Source organism: Enterobacter sp. SA197 (genome assembly GCF_054131575.1).
The window spans coordinates 4,621,207-4,636,424 of sequence record NZ_CP096393.1 but is presented as its reverse complement, the minus strand read 5'-3'; the positions used below and the strand labels follow the sequence as shown (position 1 = coordinate 4,636,424).

At 53.9% G+C, this 15,218-nt stretch carries 10 protein-coding genes; 9 read left to right on the top strand and 1 reads right to left on the bottom strand.

Annotated elements, in window-relative coordinates:
• Positions 1-72 precede the first annotated feature (72 nt).
• From gntR to gntU, 3 genes are all read left to right on the top strand, one after another.
• The gene (gene gntR, locus M1D91_RS21770; RefSeq protein WP_437434115.1) at positions 73-1,068 is read left to right on the top strand and encodes a gluconate operon transcriptional repressor GntR; all 996 of its coding nucleotides are present in this window, start codon (positions 73-75) and stop codon (positions 1,066-1,068) included.
• Positions 1,069-1,204: 136 nt separating this feature from the next.
• Positions 1,205-1,726, top strand: coding sequence for a gluconokinase (gntK, locus tag M1D91_RS21765; RefSeq protein WP_437434114.1), 522 nt, complete (start codon positions 1,205-1,207; stop codon positions 1,724-1,726).
• An 11-nt stretch (positions 1,727-1,737) separates the two neighbouring features.
• Positions 1,738-3,078: a gluconate transporter gene (gene gntU, locus M1D91_RS21760; protein ID WP_437434113.1), complete on the top strand. Its 1,341-nt coding sequence runs from the start codon at positions 1,738-1,740 to the stop codon at positions 3,076-3,078.
• Between the two features lie 558 nt (positions 3,079-3,636).
• Here gntU and M1D91_RS21755 read toward each other — a convergent pair.
• Positions 3,637-4,230, bottom strand: a complete 594-nt coding sequence (locus M1D91_RS21755) for a YhgN family NAAT transporter (protein WP_437432765.1) — start codon at positions 4,228-4,230, stop codon at positions 3,637-3,639.
• Between the two features lie 162 nt (positions 4,231-4,392).
• Between M1D91_RS21755 and asd the strand changes: the two genes are divergently transcribed.
• From asd to glgP, 6 genes are all read left to right on the top strand, one after another.
• Entirely contained in the window at positions 4,393-5,499 is a 1,107-nt protein-coding gene (asd, locus tag M1D91_RS21750) for an aspartate-semialdehyde dehydrogenase (RefSeq protein ID WP_437432766.1), read from the top strand.
• A 263-nt stretch (positions 5,500-5,762) separates the two neighbouring features.
• Complete coding sequence (glgB, locus tag M1D91_RS21745; RefSeq protein WP_437432767.1) at positions 5,763-7,949, top strand: 1,4-alpha-glucan branching enzyme; 2,187 nt, start codon at positions 5,763-5,765, stop codon at positions 7,947-7,949.
• Complete coding sequence (gene glgX, locus M1D91_RS21740) at positions 7,946-9,922, top strand: glycogen debranching protein GlgX (protein ID WP_437432768.1); 1,977 nt, start codon at positions 7,946-7,948, stop codon at positions 9,920-9,922. The genes glgB and glgX overlap by 4 nt, the downstream gene beginning before the upstream one ends.
• A 14-nt stretch (positions 9,923-9,936) precedes the next feature.
• Positions 9,937-11,223 carry a glucose-1-phosphate adenylyltransferase gene (gene glgC / locus M1D91_RS21735; protein WP_437432769.1) on the top strand — a complete coding sequence of 429 codons (1,287 nt, stop codon included), beginning with the start codon at positions 9,937-9,939 and terminating at the stop codon, positions 11,221-11,223.
• Positions 11,224-11,313: 90 nt separating this feature from the next.
• Positions 11,314-12,747: a glycogen synthase GlgA gene (gene glgA / locus M1D91_RS21730; protein WP_437432770.1), complete on the top strand. Its 1,434-nt coding sequence runs from the start codon at positions 11,314-11,316 to the stop codon at positions 12,745-12,747.
• 18 nt (positions 12,748-12,765) lie between these two features.
• Positions 12,766-15,213 carry a glycogen phosphorylase gene (gene glgP / locus M1D91_RS21725; RefSeq protein ID WP_437432771.1) on the top strand — a complete coding sequence of 816 codons (2,448 nt, stop codon included), beginning with the start codon at positions 12,766-12,768 and terminating at the stop codon, positions 15,211-15,213.
• Positions 15,214-15,218 lie beyond the last annotated feature (5 nt).

Sequence of the window (15,218 nt, the reverse complement as noted above, 5' to 3'; positions counted from 1 at the left end):
GTTAACACCGGAAGGTTGCGTAGTGTCCGTGATAAACTGAGCCATTATTTCTCAGCTTATTACTTCAGGACGATGAAAAAGAAAAGACCCGTACTTCAGGATGTGGCCGATCGCGTGGGCGTGACCAAAATGACGGTCAGTCGTTTTCTGCGAAATCCGGAGCAAGTCTCCATCGCCCTTCGGGGAAAAATCGCGGCCGCGCTTGATGAGCTGGGTTATATTCCCAATCGCGCTCCTGACATTCTCTCCAACGCCACCAGTCGTGCGGTGGGCGTTCTGCTGCCTTCCTTAACCAACCAGGTATTTGCTGAAGTTCTACGTGGTATAGAAAGCGTGACCGACGCATGGGGCTATCAGACCATGCTGGCCCACTTTGGCTACAAGCCTGAGATGGAAGAGGAACGTCTTGAATCCATGCTCTCGTGGAATATTGACGGCCTGATCCTGACCGAACGTACTCACACGCCACGTACACTGAAGATGATAGAAGTGGCCGGCATTCCGGTACTTGAGCTGATGGATAGCGTCTCCCCCTGCCTGGATATCGCCGTTGGATTCGATAACTTCGAAGCCGCCCGGCAAATGACGGCCGCTATCATTGCCCGTGGTCACCGTGGTGTGGCCTACCTGGGTGCACGTCTCGATGAACGTACTATCATCAAACAGAAGGGGTATGAGCAGGCGATGCTCGACGCCGGGTTGACGCCCTACAGTGTAATGGTGGAGCAGTCTTCATCCTATTCTGCTGGTATTGACCTGATGCGACAGGCCCGCCGCGAATACCCGCAGCTTGACGGGATCTTTTGTACCAACGATGACCTGGCCATTGGCGCTGCCTTTGAGTGCCAGCGTCTGGGCTTAAGCATTCCTGATGATATGGCGATTGCCGGGTTTCATGGGCATGACATCGGCCAGGTGATGGAGCCCCGTCTGGCCAGCGTACTGACGCCGCGTGAACGTATGGGGCGTATCGGTGCCGAACGGCTGCTGGCGCGGATTCGAGGTGAAACAGTTACGCCAAAATTGTTAGATTTAGGTTTCACTTTGTCACCGGGTGGATCAATTTAGTCTGACAAATTTGAACTAGCTCACACTTATTCACTTCTGGCATGAATGGATATTGCTTCTCCATTACCCCGGCAGGACAATGTTACCGATAACTGTTACCCGTAACAATTCTCTTTGTCTGAGTGGGAGCTACGCTTTGAGCACGACTAATCATGATCACCACGTCTATGTCCTGATGGGCGTTTCTGGCAGTGGTAAATCCGCTGTCGCCAGTGAAGTGGCGCATCAAATCCATGCCGCGTTTCTCGATGGCGACTTCCTTCATCCGCGCAGCAACATCACAAAAATGGCGGCAGGTGAGCCACTGAATGATGATGACCGTAAGCCCTGGCTGCAGGCGCTGAACGACGCTGCGTTTGCGATGCAACGCACCAACAAGGTGTCGCTGATCGTCTGCTCTTCTCTTAAGAAGCGCTACCGTGACCTGTTACGTGATGGGAATCCGAACCTCTCCTTTATCTATCTGAAAGGCGAATTTGACGTGATCGAACGTCGTCTGAAAGCACGTAAAGGCCACTTCTTTAAAACGCAGATGTTGGTGACCCAGTTTGAAGCACTGGAGGAGCCGGGTGCGGACGAGCGCGACGTACTTGTCGTCGATATCGACCAGCCGCTGGAAGGGGTTGTCGCCAGCACAATTGCAGTAATTAATAAATAAAGGCAGTAGTTTTGAGTACATTAACGCTTGTTTTAACAGCAGTGGGCTCTGTTTTGCTGCTGCTGTTTTTAGTGATGAAAGCACGTATGCATGCTTTCGTTGCCTTGATGGTGGTTTCTATTGGTGCAGGTCTTTTTTCGGGTATGCCGCTCATTAAAATTGCGGCGACGATGGAAAAAGGGATGGGTGGTACGTTGGGCTTCCTCGCCATTGTGGTGGCGCTCGGGGCCATGTTCGGCAAAATTCTGCATGAGACCGGCGCGGTCGACCAGATTGCCGTGAAGATGCTCAAATCCTTTGGTCACAGCCGCGCGCACTATGCGATTGGCCTGGCCGGTCTGATCTGCGCACTGCCGCTGTTCTTCGAAGTGGCGGTTGTGCTGTTGATTAGCGTGGCTTTCTCTATGGCGCGCCACACCGGGACCAACCTGGTGAAGCTGGTCATTCCGCTGTTTGCGGGGGTGGCTGCGGCTGCGGCGTTTCTGCTGCCAGGTCCTGCTCCTATGCTGCTGGCCTCTCAGATGCACGCAGATTTTGGCTGGATGATCCTGATTGGCCTGTGTGCGGCCATTCCGGGCATGCTGATTGCCGGGCCGCTGTGGGGCAATTTTATTAGCCGCTATGTTGAATTGCATATCCCGGACGACATCTCCGAGCCGCATCTGGGCGAAGGTAAGATGCCCTCTTTTGGCTTTAGTCTGGCGCTCATTCTGCTGCCGCTGGTGCTGGTGGGAATGAAGACGATCGCGGCCCGCTTTGTTGCCGAAGGCTCTGGTCTTTACAACTGGCTTGAGTTTATTGGTCACCCCTTTACGGCGATTCTGGTGGCATGTCTGGTGGCAATCTATGGCCTGGCGATTCGTCAGGGCATGGCGAAAGACCGCGTGATGGAAATCTGCGGCCAGGCGCTGCAACCCGCCGGGATTATCCTGCTGGTGATTGGGGCGGGCGGCGTATTCAAACAGGTTCTGGTGGATTCAGGCGTTGGCCCGGCGCTGGGTGAAGCGCTGACCGGAATGGGGCTACCGATTGCAGTGACCTGTTTCGTGTTGGCCGCTGCGGTGCGTATTATTCAGGGTTCTGCTACGGTCGCCTGCTTAACGGCGGTGGGGCTGGTGATGCCGGTGATTGAGCAACTGCATTTTACCGGAGCGCAGATGGCAGCCCTGTCGATTTGTATTGCCGGTGGTTCCATTGTGGTCAGTCACGTGAACGATGCGGGTTTCTGGTTATTCGGTAAATTCACCGGCGCCACCGAAGCACAGACGCTAAAGACCTGGACGTTAATGGAAACCATTCTGGGGACCACTGGTGCCATTGTCGGGATGATTGCGTTTACGTTGCTAAGTTAAGGTATTGCATGGAGAGGTGCGGTCTGATGCCCTCACCTCAACCCTCTCCCACGGAGCTGAGGGATCCCCACAAAATATTTCGAGCACGGAAAGCCCCCTCGCCCCTTTGGGGAGAGGGCCAGGGTGAGGGGAAACATGCGGCTCTTGTGGTCATTCCGTTCACCTTATGTTCCTTGCTTTTCTGTCACGCCAGAACCCGTGAACGTGCCAGGGTGGTTCACCGCCACCACCCTGGCGACCCGGGCTCCCGGCAAGGAAAATCGCCGCTTCGCGGTCCATGATGCTTATGTCGTCTGACTATCGGGTCGGGGACCAGCCTGCCTCCCTGCAGGCTATCCCCTCCGCCCGCTTCCCTGCGGGCGGCCCCGGTCAGCCGTCAACGCCTCATCGATTTTCAGCCGGACCTTGTCATCGCGGTGACGGTTTTATTCTCATGGGACTGTGATATCGCTGCAAAACGTCATATTTCTGGGAATTCTTCAGCCCGGCGGGAGAGGGAGCAAACACTAAAAAAGGCAACTTGCGTTGCCTTTTTGCTTTTATTCCCGTTGCTTTTACCTAGCCTTTCATCCACAGCCGGATGCCGTCCAGGAACATCTGGGTCGCGAGCATCACCAGTACCAGGCCCATCAAACGTTCCAGCGCGTTTACCCCTTTTTCGCCAAGCAAACGCAGAAACAGCGATGACTGCAGCAAAATTGCGACCGTTCCGCCCCAGGCAATCAGCAAGGCAATCACCAGATGGCTCATCTGGTTCGGGTACTGGTGTGACAGTAGCATTAAGGTAGCGAGCAACGTTGGCCCGGCGACCAGCGGAACCGCCAGCGGCACAATAAAGGGTTCTTCCCCCGCAGGCAGGCCCATGCTGCTGCCTGACTCGCTCGGAAAAATCATCTTAATGGCAATCAGAAACAGAATAATGCCACCGGAAATGGAGACGGTTTCTGCGCGCAGGTTAAGAAATGCCAGAATATTTTCACCCGCAAACAGAAAAATCAGCATCAGCGCCAGGGCGATAAGCAGCTCCCGGATCATGATCTTGCGCCGACGCTTTGGTTCGGTATGTTTCAGTACCGACATGAAAATAGGCAGGTTCCCGAGAGGGTCCATAATCAGGATCAACAACACTGCCACAGAAATGATTTCGCTCATGACTCTTACCTGTTTTGCCGCTGATTAGCGGTATTTCTGATGGCTTGCCCATCATTGATTAATTTCACTTGCGACTTTGTGTGCATTTTGTAATGTGGGCTATTAGCGCCAGTCAGGATACTGGCAAGCACAAACAGCACACACCTTCGCAGGAAATACGTTATGAAAAATGTTGGTTTTATCGGTTGGCGCGGTATGGTCGGCTCCGTACTCATGCAACGCATGGTAGAAGAGCGCGACTTCGACGCCATTCGCCCGGTCTTCTTCTCCACTTCCCAGCTCGGTCAGGCTGCTCCGACGTTTGGCGGTCAATCTGCCGGTACGTTGCAGGATGCATTCGATCTGGAAGCGTTGAAGGCCCTCGACATTATTGTCACCTGCCAGGGCGGCGATTATACCAACGAAATCTATCCAAAGCTTCGTGAAAGCGGCTGGCAGGGCTACTGGATTGATGCGGCATCATCGTTACGTATGAAAGATGACGCCATCATTATTCTCGATCCGGTTAACCAGTCTGTGATTACCGAAGGTCTGAACAAGGGTATCAAGACCTTTGTGGGCGGAAACTGCACCGTCAGCCTGATGCTGATGTCACTGGGCGGCCTGTTCGCAAACGATCTGGTTGAATGGGTCTCTGTTGCCACTTATCAGGCGGCATCCGGTGGCGGCGCACGCCACATGCGCGAACTGCTGGCGCAGATGGGTCAGCTGCATGGTCACGTGGCGGCGGAACTTGCCAACCCAGCTTCCGCTATTCTCGATATTGAGCGCAAAGTCACTCAGCTTTCGCGCAGCGGTGAATTGCCGGTTGATAACTTTGGCGTACCGCTGGCAGGTAGCCTGATCCCGTGGATCGACAAACAGCTGGATAACGGTCAGAGCCGCGAAGAGTGGAAAGGGCAGGCGGAAACCAACAAGATTTTGAGCACTGCCTCTGCAATCCCGGTTGATGGCCTGTGTGTACGTGTCGGGGCGCTGCGCTGCCATAGCCAGGCTTTCACCTTAAAATTGAAAAAAGATGTGTCGATTCCGACCATCGAAGAGCTGCTGGCGGCCCATAACCCGTGGGCGAAAGTGGTGCCGAATGACCGTGAAATCACCATGCGTGAACTGACGCCGGCCGCGGTTACCGGTACGCTGACCACCCCGGTTGGTCGCCTGCGTAAGCTGAATATGGGGCCAGATTTCCTCTCTGCTTTTACCGTTGGCGATCAGCTGTTATGGGGCGCGGCCGAGCCGCTACGCCGCATGCTACGGCAGTTGGCTTAAACTAAAATTCTTTGAAAAGGGGTGCTTGTCACCCCTTTTTTTTGCGTATTAAAGGATTCTACGCGGATATTGTTAATTTTATCGGGGGTTAGAGACAGCGTTGGCTATGCTTTAAGTTGGGTGCCTTTGCATCTTACCTGAAGGTGGGACTGAGCAGAGAGGATGCACATTATGTGCTGCGCAGTTCAGGTCAAAAAATGTGTCTCAACCGGGTGTATAACCCTCCCGGCTTTGGTGGGACACAAATAAAAAAGGATGAAACCATGTCCGTGCTTGTAGATAGAGACGTGATTAACGCGCTAATAGCAGGCCATTTTGCGGACCCCTTTTCCGTGCTCGGCATGCACCAGACGGAAGCGGGGCTGGAAGTCCGCGCATTATTACCGGATGCGACAGAAGTCTGGGTGATTGAACCCAAAACGGGTCGTAAAGTGGGCAACCTGGATTGCCTGGATTCACGTGGCTTTTTTAGTGGCGTTATGCCACGACGTAAAAACCCTTTTCGCTACCAGCTTGCCGTTGTATGGCATGGTCAGCAAAACCTCATCGACGACCCGTATCGTTTTGGTCCATTGATTCAGGAGATGGATGCCTGGTTGCTCTCTGAAGGCACCCATCTGCGGCCTTATGAAACCCTCGGCGCACACGCCGATACGATGGATGGTGTGACGGGTACGCGCTTTTCACTATGGGCTCCTAACGCCCGCCGTGTCTCTGTCGTCGGACAGTTCAACTACTGGGATGGTCGTCGCCACCCTATGCGTCTGCGAAAAGAGTCCGGCATCTGGGAGCTTTTCATTCCTGGTGCGCACAACGGTCAGCTCTATAAATTTGAGATGATTGATGCCAACGGCAAGCTGCGCATTAAATCGGATCCCTATGCTTTTGAAGCGCAGATGCGTCCGGAAACGGCCTCGATGATTTGCGATCTTCCTGAGAAGGTAGAGCAGACCGAAGCACGTAAAAAAGCCAACGAATTTGATGCACCCATCTCTATTTATGAGGTGCATCTGGGATCCTGGCGTCGCCATACTGACAATAATTTCTGGCTGAGCTACCGCGAGCTGGCCGACCAACTGGTCCCCTACGTGAAGTGGATGGGCTTTACTCACCTTGAGCTGCTGCCCATTAATGAGCATCCTTTTGACGGTAGCTGGGGCTATCAACCCACCGGAATGTATGCTCCGACCCGTCGTTTTGGCACCCGTGATGACTTCCTCTACTTTGTGAAAGCTGCCCATGCTGCCGGGTTAAACGTCATTCTTGACTGGGTACCGGGCCACTTCCCTTCAGATGACTTTGGTCTTGCGCAGTTTGATGGTACCAGCCTTTATGAGCACAGCGACCCACGCGAAGGCTACCATCAGGACTGGAACACGCTTATCTACAACTTTGGCCGTCGTGAGGTCAGCAACTATCTGGTGGGTAATGCGCTTTACTGGATTGAGCGCTTCGGCATTGATGCCCTGCGCGTGGATGCGGTGGCGTCCATGATCTACCGCGATTACAGCCGTAAAGCGGGGGAGTGGATCCCTAATGAACACGGTGGTCGTGAAAATCTTGAGGCTATTGAGTTTTTACGTAACACCAACCGTATTCTCGGTGAGCAGGTACCCGGTGCGGTGAGCATGGCGGAAGAGTCGACGGATTTTCCTGGCGTCTCGCGCCCGCCTTCAATAGGTGGGCTGGGTTTCTGGTACAAATGGAACCTGGGGTGGATGCATGACACGCTCGACTACATGAAGCTCGACCCGATCTATCGCCAGCACCATCACGACAAACTCACCTTCGGTATGATTTATAACAGCACGGAAAACTTCGTGTTGCCGCTCTCCCATGACGAAGTTGTACACGGCAAAAAATCCATTCTGGATCGTATGCCGGGTGATGCCTGGCAGAAGTTTGCCAACCTGCGCGCCTACTACGGCTGGATGTGGGCCTTCCCCGGTAAAAAGCTGTTGTTTATGGGCAATGAGTTTGCTCAGGGTCGCGAGTGGAATCATGACTCAAGCCTGGACTGGCACCTGCTGGAAGGTAGCGATAACTGGCACCACGGTGTACAGCGTCTGGTGCGCGATCTGAACCGAACCTATCGTCACCATAAGGCCTTGCATGAGCTGGACTTTGACGATTACGGCTTTGAATGGCTGGTGGTCGATGACTATGAGCGTTCGGTGTTTATTTTTGTTCGTCGTGATAAAGCAGGTAATGAAATTATCGTTGCCAGTAACTTTACCCCGGTGCCGCGTCATGGTTATCGCTTCGGTGTTAACCAGCCTGGTCGCTGGCGTGAAGAGCTGAATACCGACTCAATGCACTACCACGGCAGTAACGCCGGTAACGGCGGCGGTGTACAAAGCGAAACCATTCCTAGCCACGGTCGTGAACATTCACTCTCCATCACCTTGCCTCCGTTGTCGACCATCTGGCTGGTTCGGGAGGGGGAATGACGCTTCTGGCGGCTGGACAGGCAGCGCCGCTCGGCGCGCATGTGGCAGAGGACGGGGTAAACTTCACCCTCTTTTCCGCTCATGCGCACCGTGTGGAACTGTGCCTCTTCGATGACGAAGGCAACGAGCAGCGTGTTGATCTTCCGGCCCGAACAGGTGACGTCTGGCATGGTTTTTTGCCGAATGCAAAAGCGGGTCTGCGTTATGGTTACCGTGTGCATGGCCCCTGGGATCCCGCCGGGGGGCACCGTTTTAACCCGGCCAAGCTGGTTATTGATCCCTGCGCGCTGCGTATTGAAGGTGAGGTTAACGATAATCCACTGCTGCACGGCGGCTATCAGACCCCTGACCCACATGACAGCGCCGCGGTCGCGCCTAAATGCATCGTCGTGGATGAAGCTTACGACTGGGGGGGCGATCGTGCGCCTTCCACTCCCTGGGGCGAGACCATTATCTACGAAGCTCATGTTAAAGGGCTGACGTATTTGCATCCTGCTCTGCCTGAAGCGATCCGGGGCACCTACAAAGCCCTGGGTCACCCGGTGATGATTGAGTACTTCAAAACGCTTGGGATCACGGCCCTGGAACTGATGCCTGTCGCGCATTTTCTCAGCGAACCTCGCCTGCAGCGGCTGGGGTTGAGTAATTACTGGGGATACAACCCGCTGGGGCTGTTTGCGCTCGAACCGCGTTATGCCAGCACACCAGAGGCTGCCATCAATGAATTTCGTGATGCGGTAAAAGCGCTGCACGAGAACGGAATTGAAGTGATCCTCGACATTGTGTTGAACCATTCCGCTGAAATTGATCTTGACGGGCCGACGCTCTCCCTGCGCGGAATCGATAACCGTAGCTATTATTGGATCAGGGGTGATGGTGATTATGAGAACTGGACCGGCTGTGGCAACACGCTAAACCTTTCTCATCCGGGCGGTGTGGCGTTTGCGATCGCATGCCTCAGACACTGGGTTCACACCTTTCATGTTGACGGGTTCCGTTTTGATCTTGCGAGCGTGATGGGCAGAACGCCGGACTACAGCCCTCATGCGCCGCTGTTTGAAGCCATCAAACAGGATCCGCTGCTATCGGGGCTGAAACTGATTGCTGAACCCTGGGACATTGGTCACGGCGGTTATCAGGTGGGTAATTTCCCGCCGCCGTTTGCCGAGTGGAACGATCATTTTCGTGATGCGACGCGTCGCTTCTGGCTGGAGCAGTCGTTGTCGCTGGGCGAATTTGCCGGGCGGTTTGCCGCCTCGGGCGAGCTGTTCCGTCGCGAGGGCCGTTTGCCTTGCGCTTCCATCAACCTGGTAACGGCGCACGATGGCTTTACGTTGCGTGATTGTGTGAGCTTTAACCACAAACATAACCAGGCTAACGGCGAGGAAAATCGCGACGGTACTAACAATAACCATAGTAATAATCATGGTATAGAAGGTTTAAGCAGCAGTTTTGAGATAACAGAAAGGAGGCGAACCAGCGTCCATGCCCTGTTGACCACTCTGCTGCTTTCTCAGGGAACACCAATGCTGCTGGCCGGTGATGAACAGGGTCACAGCCAGCACGGTAATAACAACGCCTACTGCCAGGATAACGTGTTGACCTGGCTTGACTGGCAACAGGCAAACAGTGGGCTGGTGGGCTTTACCTCTGCATTGATCCATCTTCGCAAGCGTATTCCGGCATTAACGCGGAATCACTGGTGGGAAGAGGGGGATGGAAACGTTCGGTGGCTGAATAACGCGGCGCAACCTCTTAGCGCCGGTGAGTGGCAAGGTGGCTTGCATTGCCTGCAAATCCTGTTGTCCGATCGATTTTTGATAACGATCAACGGGACACCTGAGGTTGCCGAACTGGTTTTACCCGATGGGGAGTGGCGCGCCATTCCTCCGTTTGCCGGAGAGGATAATCCGGTAGTCATGGCTGTCTGGCATGGGCCCGCGCACGGAGTGTGCGTATTTGAAAGGTCATAAAAAAGGAGTTCGTCATGGTTAGATTAGAAAAGAATGATCCATTAATGTTAGCGCGCCAGCTGCCATTAAAATCTGTAGCCCTGATACTTGCAGGTGGGCGAGGGACGCGCCTGAAAGATTTGACAAAAAAACGTGCCAAGCCTGCCGTTCACTTTGGCGGGAAATTTCGCATTATCGATTTTGCCCTGTCCAACTGCATTAACTCCGGTATCCGCCGTATTGGGGTCATTACGCAATATCAGTCCCATACCCTGGTGCAGCACATTCAGCGCGGCTGGTCTTTCTTTAATGAAGAGATGAATGAGTTTGTCGACCTGTTGCCAGCCCAGCAGCGTGTGCACGGTGAGAGCTGGTATCGCGGTACTGCCGATGCGGTGACGCAGAACCTCGACATCATTCGTCGCTACGGCGCTGAATATATCGTTATCCTGGCGGGGGACCATATCTATAAGCAGGACTATTCCCGCATGCTTATCGATCATGTCGAAAAGGGTGCGCGCTGCACCGTGGCCTGTCTGCCGGTGCCTATTGAAGAGGCAAGCGCTTTTGGCGTAATGGCTGTGGATGAAAATGACAAAGTTATTGCGTTTGTCGAGAAGCCCGCTAACCCGCCGTCCATGCCTAATGACGACACCAAATCGCTGGCCAGTATGGGGATTTATGTCTTCGATGCAGAGTATCTCTACGAACTCCTGGAAGAAGACGACAAGAACGAAAACTCCAGTCACGATTTCGGTAAAGACATCATCCCGTTGATTATGAAGTCTGGCATGGCTTATGCACACCCTTTCCCACTCTCCTGCGTGCACTCGGATCCTGAGTCAGAACCTTACTGGCGCGATGTGGGAACCCTGGAAGCCTACTGGAAAGCGAACCTCGATCTTGCTTCCGTTGTGCCGGAACTGGACATGTATGACCGTAACTGGCCAATCCGTACCTATAATGAATCTTTGCCACCGGCGAAATTTGTTCAGGACAGATCGGGAAGTCACGGTATGACGTTGAACTCACTGGTTTCTGGTGGATGTGTGATCTCCGGATCGGTGGTCGTGCAATCGGTATTGTTTTCACGGGTGCGCGTAAACTCGTTTTGCAATATCGATTCTGCGGTTCTGTTACCTGAGGTGTGGGTCGGACGCTCCTGTCGCTTGCGGCGCTGCGTTATAGACCGCGCTTGTGTCATCCCGGAAGGGACGATTATTGGTGAGAATGCAGAAGAAGATGCGCGTCGATTCTACCGCTCCGAAGAGGGCATTGTGCTGGTGACGCGCGAAATGCTGCGTAAATTGCAACAAGAGTAACAGCATCGAGATAACCTTGCGCGGAAGGGGTCCGCGTGCTGTTTTTCCGCTAATGCCGGTTGAGTGTTAGCGGTTTTGACAGGAGCGAGAATGCAGGTTTTACATGTATGTTCCGAGATGTTTCCGTTGCTGAAGACCGGTGGTCTGGCAGATGTTATTGGCGCACTACCGGCGGCGCAAATCGCTGACGGCGTTGACACGCGCGTGCTACTGCCTGCGTTCCCTGATATCCGTCGGGGAGTGACGGATGCTCAGATTGTCAGCCGTCGGGAGACCTTCGCCGGTCGAATTACATTGCTGTTCGGACATTTTAATGGGGTGGGGATCTACTTAATTGACGCGCCGCATCTCTATGACCGGCCCGGCAGCCCGTACCACGACACAAATCTTTTCGCCTATACCGATAACGTCTTGCGCTTTGCGCTGCTTGGCTGGGTAGGTGCAGAGATGGCCAGTGGGCTTGACCCTTTCTGGCGGCCAGATGTGGTCCATGCTCATGACTGGCATGCCGGCCTGGCACCCGCCTATCTTGCAGCGAAAGGGCGTCCGGCGAAGTCGGTGTTCACTGTCCATAACCTGGCCTACCAGGGAATGTATTACGCGCATCATATGAGTGAAATCGGGTTGCCATCCTCCTTCTTTACCATGCATGGGCTGGAATTTAAGGGGCAGATTTCATTCCTTAAAGCGGGGCTTTATTACGCCGACCACATTACGGCCGTTAGCCCCACCTACGCGCGTGAAATTACTGAGCCACAATTTGCCTATGGTATGGAAGGACTGTTACGCCAGCGGCAGATGGAAGGTCGCCTGAGCGGCATTCTTAATGGCGTCGATGAAAAAATTTGGGACCCGGCAACAGACTTGCTGCTTACCTCGCGTTATACGAGGGATACGCTGGAAGAAAAAGCAGAGAACAAGCGCCAGTTGCAGGTTGCCATGGGACTGAAGGTTAACGACAAGGTTCCACTGTTTGCAGTGGTCAGTCGTTTAACCAGTCAGAAAGGCCTCGACCTCGTGCTGGAAGCACTGCCAGGGTTGCTTGAGCAGGGTGGACAACTTGCGCTGTTGGGCGCGGGCGATCCGGTTCTGCAGGAAGGGTTCCTGGCCGCAGCAGCAGAGCACCCGGGGCAGGTGGGTGTTCAGATTGGTTATCACGAAGCGTTCTCGCACCGCATCATGGGTGGCGCTGACGTCATTCTGGTGCCGAGTCGCTTCGAACCGTGTGGATTAACGCAACTTTATGGACTGAAGTACGGCACACTGCCGCTGGTACGGCGTACCGGTGGGCTTGCTGATACGGTGTCCGATAGCTCTCTGGAGAATTTGGCAGATGGAATCGCCAGTGGTTTTGTATTTGAAGACAGTAATGCCTGGTCGCTGCTCCGCGCGATTCGGCGTGCTTTCGTGTTGTGGTCCCGTCCTTCACTCTGGCGTTTTGTTCAGCGTCAGGCGATGGGCATGGATTTTAGCTGGCAGGTCGCCGCGCAGTCTTACCGCGACCTTTACTATCGGTTGAAATAAGCTCCTGGAATCACTTTTATGAATGCACCTTTTACTTATGCTTCACCCACGTTGAGCGTTGAGGCGTTAAAACATTCAATTGCTTACAAGCTGATGTTCACCATCGGTAAAGATCCGGTCATTGCAAATAAACATGAATGGCTGAACGCCACCTTGTTTGCCGTGCGTGACCGTCTGGTTGAGCGCTGGTTGCGCTCCAACCGTGCACAACTGTCTCAGGAAACGCGGCAGGTTTACTACCTGTCGATGGAATTTCTGATTGGCCGCACCCTTTCCAATGCCCTGTTATCTCTGGGTATCTACGATGACGTGAAAAACGCGCTGGAAGAGATGGGGCTGGATCTCGCCGAACTGATCGACGAAGAGAATGACCCAGGCCTCGGTAACGGCGGCCTGGGCCGTCTTGCGGCCTGCTTCCTGGACTCACTGGCGACGCTGGCGTTGCCGGGTCGTGGCTACGGCATTCGTTATGACTACGGCATGTTCAAGCAAAACATTGTGGAAGGGCGGCAGAAAGAGTCCCCGGATTACTGGCTGGAATACGGTAACCCCTGGGAATTTAAGCGCCACAATACGCGCTACAAAGTGCGCTTTGGCGGCCGTATTCAGCAGGAGGGGAAAAAGTCCCGCTGGCTTGAGACAGAAGAGATTCTGGCCGTTGCCTACGATCAGATTATCCCCGGTTATGATACCGATGCGACCAACACGTTGCGGTTGTGGAATGCGCAGGCAAGTAGCGCCATCAACCTGGGTAAGTTTAACCAGGGCGATTACTTCGCAGCGGTGGAAGATAAAAACCACTCTGAAAACGTCTCCCGCGTCCTCTACCCGGACGACTCAACCTATTCAGGGCGTGAATTACGACTGCGTCAGGAGTATTTCCTGGTCTCTGCCACTATTCAGGACATTTTGAGTCGCCACTTCCAGTTGCATAAAACTTACAGCAACCTGGCGGAAAAAACAGCGATTCACCTGAATGATACCCATCCGGTTTTGTCCATCCCTGAACTGATGCGTTTGTTAATTGATGAGCATAAGTTTGGCTGGGACGAAGCCTTTGAAGTGACCTGTCAGGTCTTCTCTTACACCAACCATACGTTGATGAGCGAAGCGCTGGAAACCTGGCCGATTGATATGTTGGGCAAAATACTGCCACGCCATCTGCAGATCATCTTCGAAATCAATGACTACTTCCTGAAAACCATTCAGGAGCAGTACCCGAATGATGTGGATCTGCTGAGTCGTGCTTCCATCATCGACGAGTCCAATGGCCGCCGGGTCCGTATGGCCTGGCTGGCGGTGATCGTCAGCCATAAAGTGAATGGCGTTTCTGAGCTGCACTCTAACCTGATGGTGCAGTCGCTGTTTGCTGACTTTGCAAAAATCTTCCCGATGCGCTTTACCAATGTGACTAACGGCGTCACGCCGCGTCGCTGGCTGGCGCTGGCGAACCCGCCGCTCTCGGAGGTACTGGATGAGAATATTGGTCGCACCTGGCGTACCGATCTCAGCCAGTTAAGCGAGCTGGAACAGCACATTGATTACCCTCTGGTGAATCAGGCGATCCGTCAGGCTAAGCTTGAGAATAAGAAGCGCCTGGCATCGGTGATTGCGCAGCAGCTGAACGTAGTGGTAAACCCGAAAGCGCTGTTCGACGTGCAGATCAAACGCATCCATGAATACAAGCGCCAGTTGATGAACGTGCTGCACGTTATCCTGCGCTACAACCGTATCAAGGCCGATCCGAAAGCGGCGTGGGTGCCGCGCGTCAACATTTTTGCCGGTAAAGCCGCGTCCGCTTATTACATGGCGAAGCACATCATTCATCTCATCAATGACGTGGCGGCGGTTATCAATAACGATCCTGAGATTGGCGACAAGCTCAAGGTGGTCTTCATTCCGAATTACAGCGTCAGTCTGGCGCAGGTTATTATTCCGGCGGCAGATCTGTCTGAGCAAATTTCGCTGGCGGGAACGGAAGCGTCCGGCACCAGTAACATGAAGTTCGCGCTCAACGGTGCGCTTACTATTGGTACGCTGGATGGGGCAAACGTTGAGATGCTGGAGCACGTAGGTGAAGACAATATCTTTATCTTCGGCAACACGGCGGAAGAGGTCGAAGCGTTGCGCCGTCAGGGTTATAAACCTCGTGAATACTACGAGCAGGATGAAGAGCTCCATCAGGTATTGACACAGATTGCGACCGGGCTGTTCAGCCCTCAGGATCCTGGCCGTTACCGTGACCTGGTTGATTCCCTGATTAACTTTGGCGATCACTATCAGGTGCTGGCTGATTTCCGCAGCTATGTGGATTGCCAGGACAAGGTTGATGAGCTCTACCGCACGCCGGAGGAGTGGACCACCAAAGCGATGCACAACATTGCCAACATGGGCTACTTCTCTTCAGACCGTACCATCCAGGAGTATGCCGATAAGATCTGGCATATTGATCCGGTGCGGTTGTAAAACAA

Coding starts and splice junctions, on each gene's coding strand:
- gntR (WP_437434115.1), top strand. CDS start 73: ATGAAAAAGAAAAGACCCGTACTTCAGGATGTGGCCGATCGCGTGGGC.
- M1D91_RS21755 (WP_437432765.1), bottom strand. CDS start 4,230: ATGAGCGAAATCATTTCTGTGGCAGTGTTGTTGATCCTGATTATGGAC.
- asd (WP_437432766.1), top strand. CDS start 4,393: ATGAAAAATGTTGGTTTTATCGGTTGGCGCGGTATGGTCGGCTCCGTA.
- glgB (WP_437432767.1), top strand. CDS start 5,763: ATGTCCGTGCTTGTAGATAGAGACGTGATTAACGCGCTAATAGCAGGC.
- glgX (WP_437432768.1), top strand. CDS start 7,946: ATGACGCTTCTGGCGGCTGGACAGGCAGCGCCGCTCGGCGCGCATGTG.
- glgC (WP_437432769.1), top strand. CDS start 9,937: ATGGTTAGATTAGAAAAGAATGATCCATTAATGTTAGCGCGCCAGCTG.
- glgA (WP_437432770.1), top strand. CDS start 11,314: ATGCAGGTTTTACATGTATGTTCCGAGATGTTTCCGTTGCTGAAGACC.
- glgP (WP_437432771.1), top strand. CDS start 12,766: ATGAATGCACCTTTTACTTATGCTTCACCCACGTTGAGCGTTGAGGCG.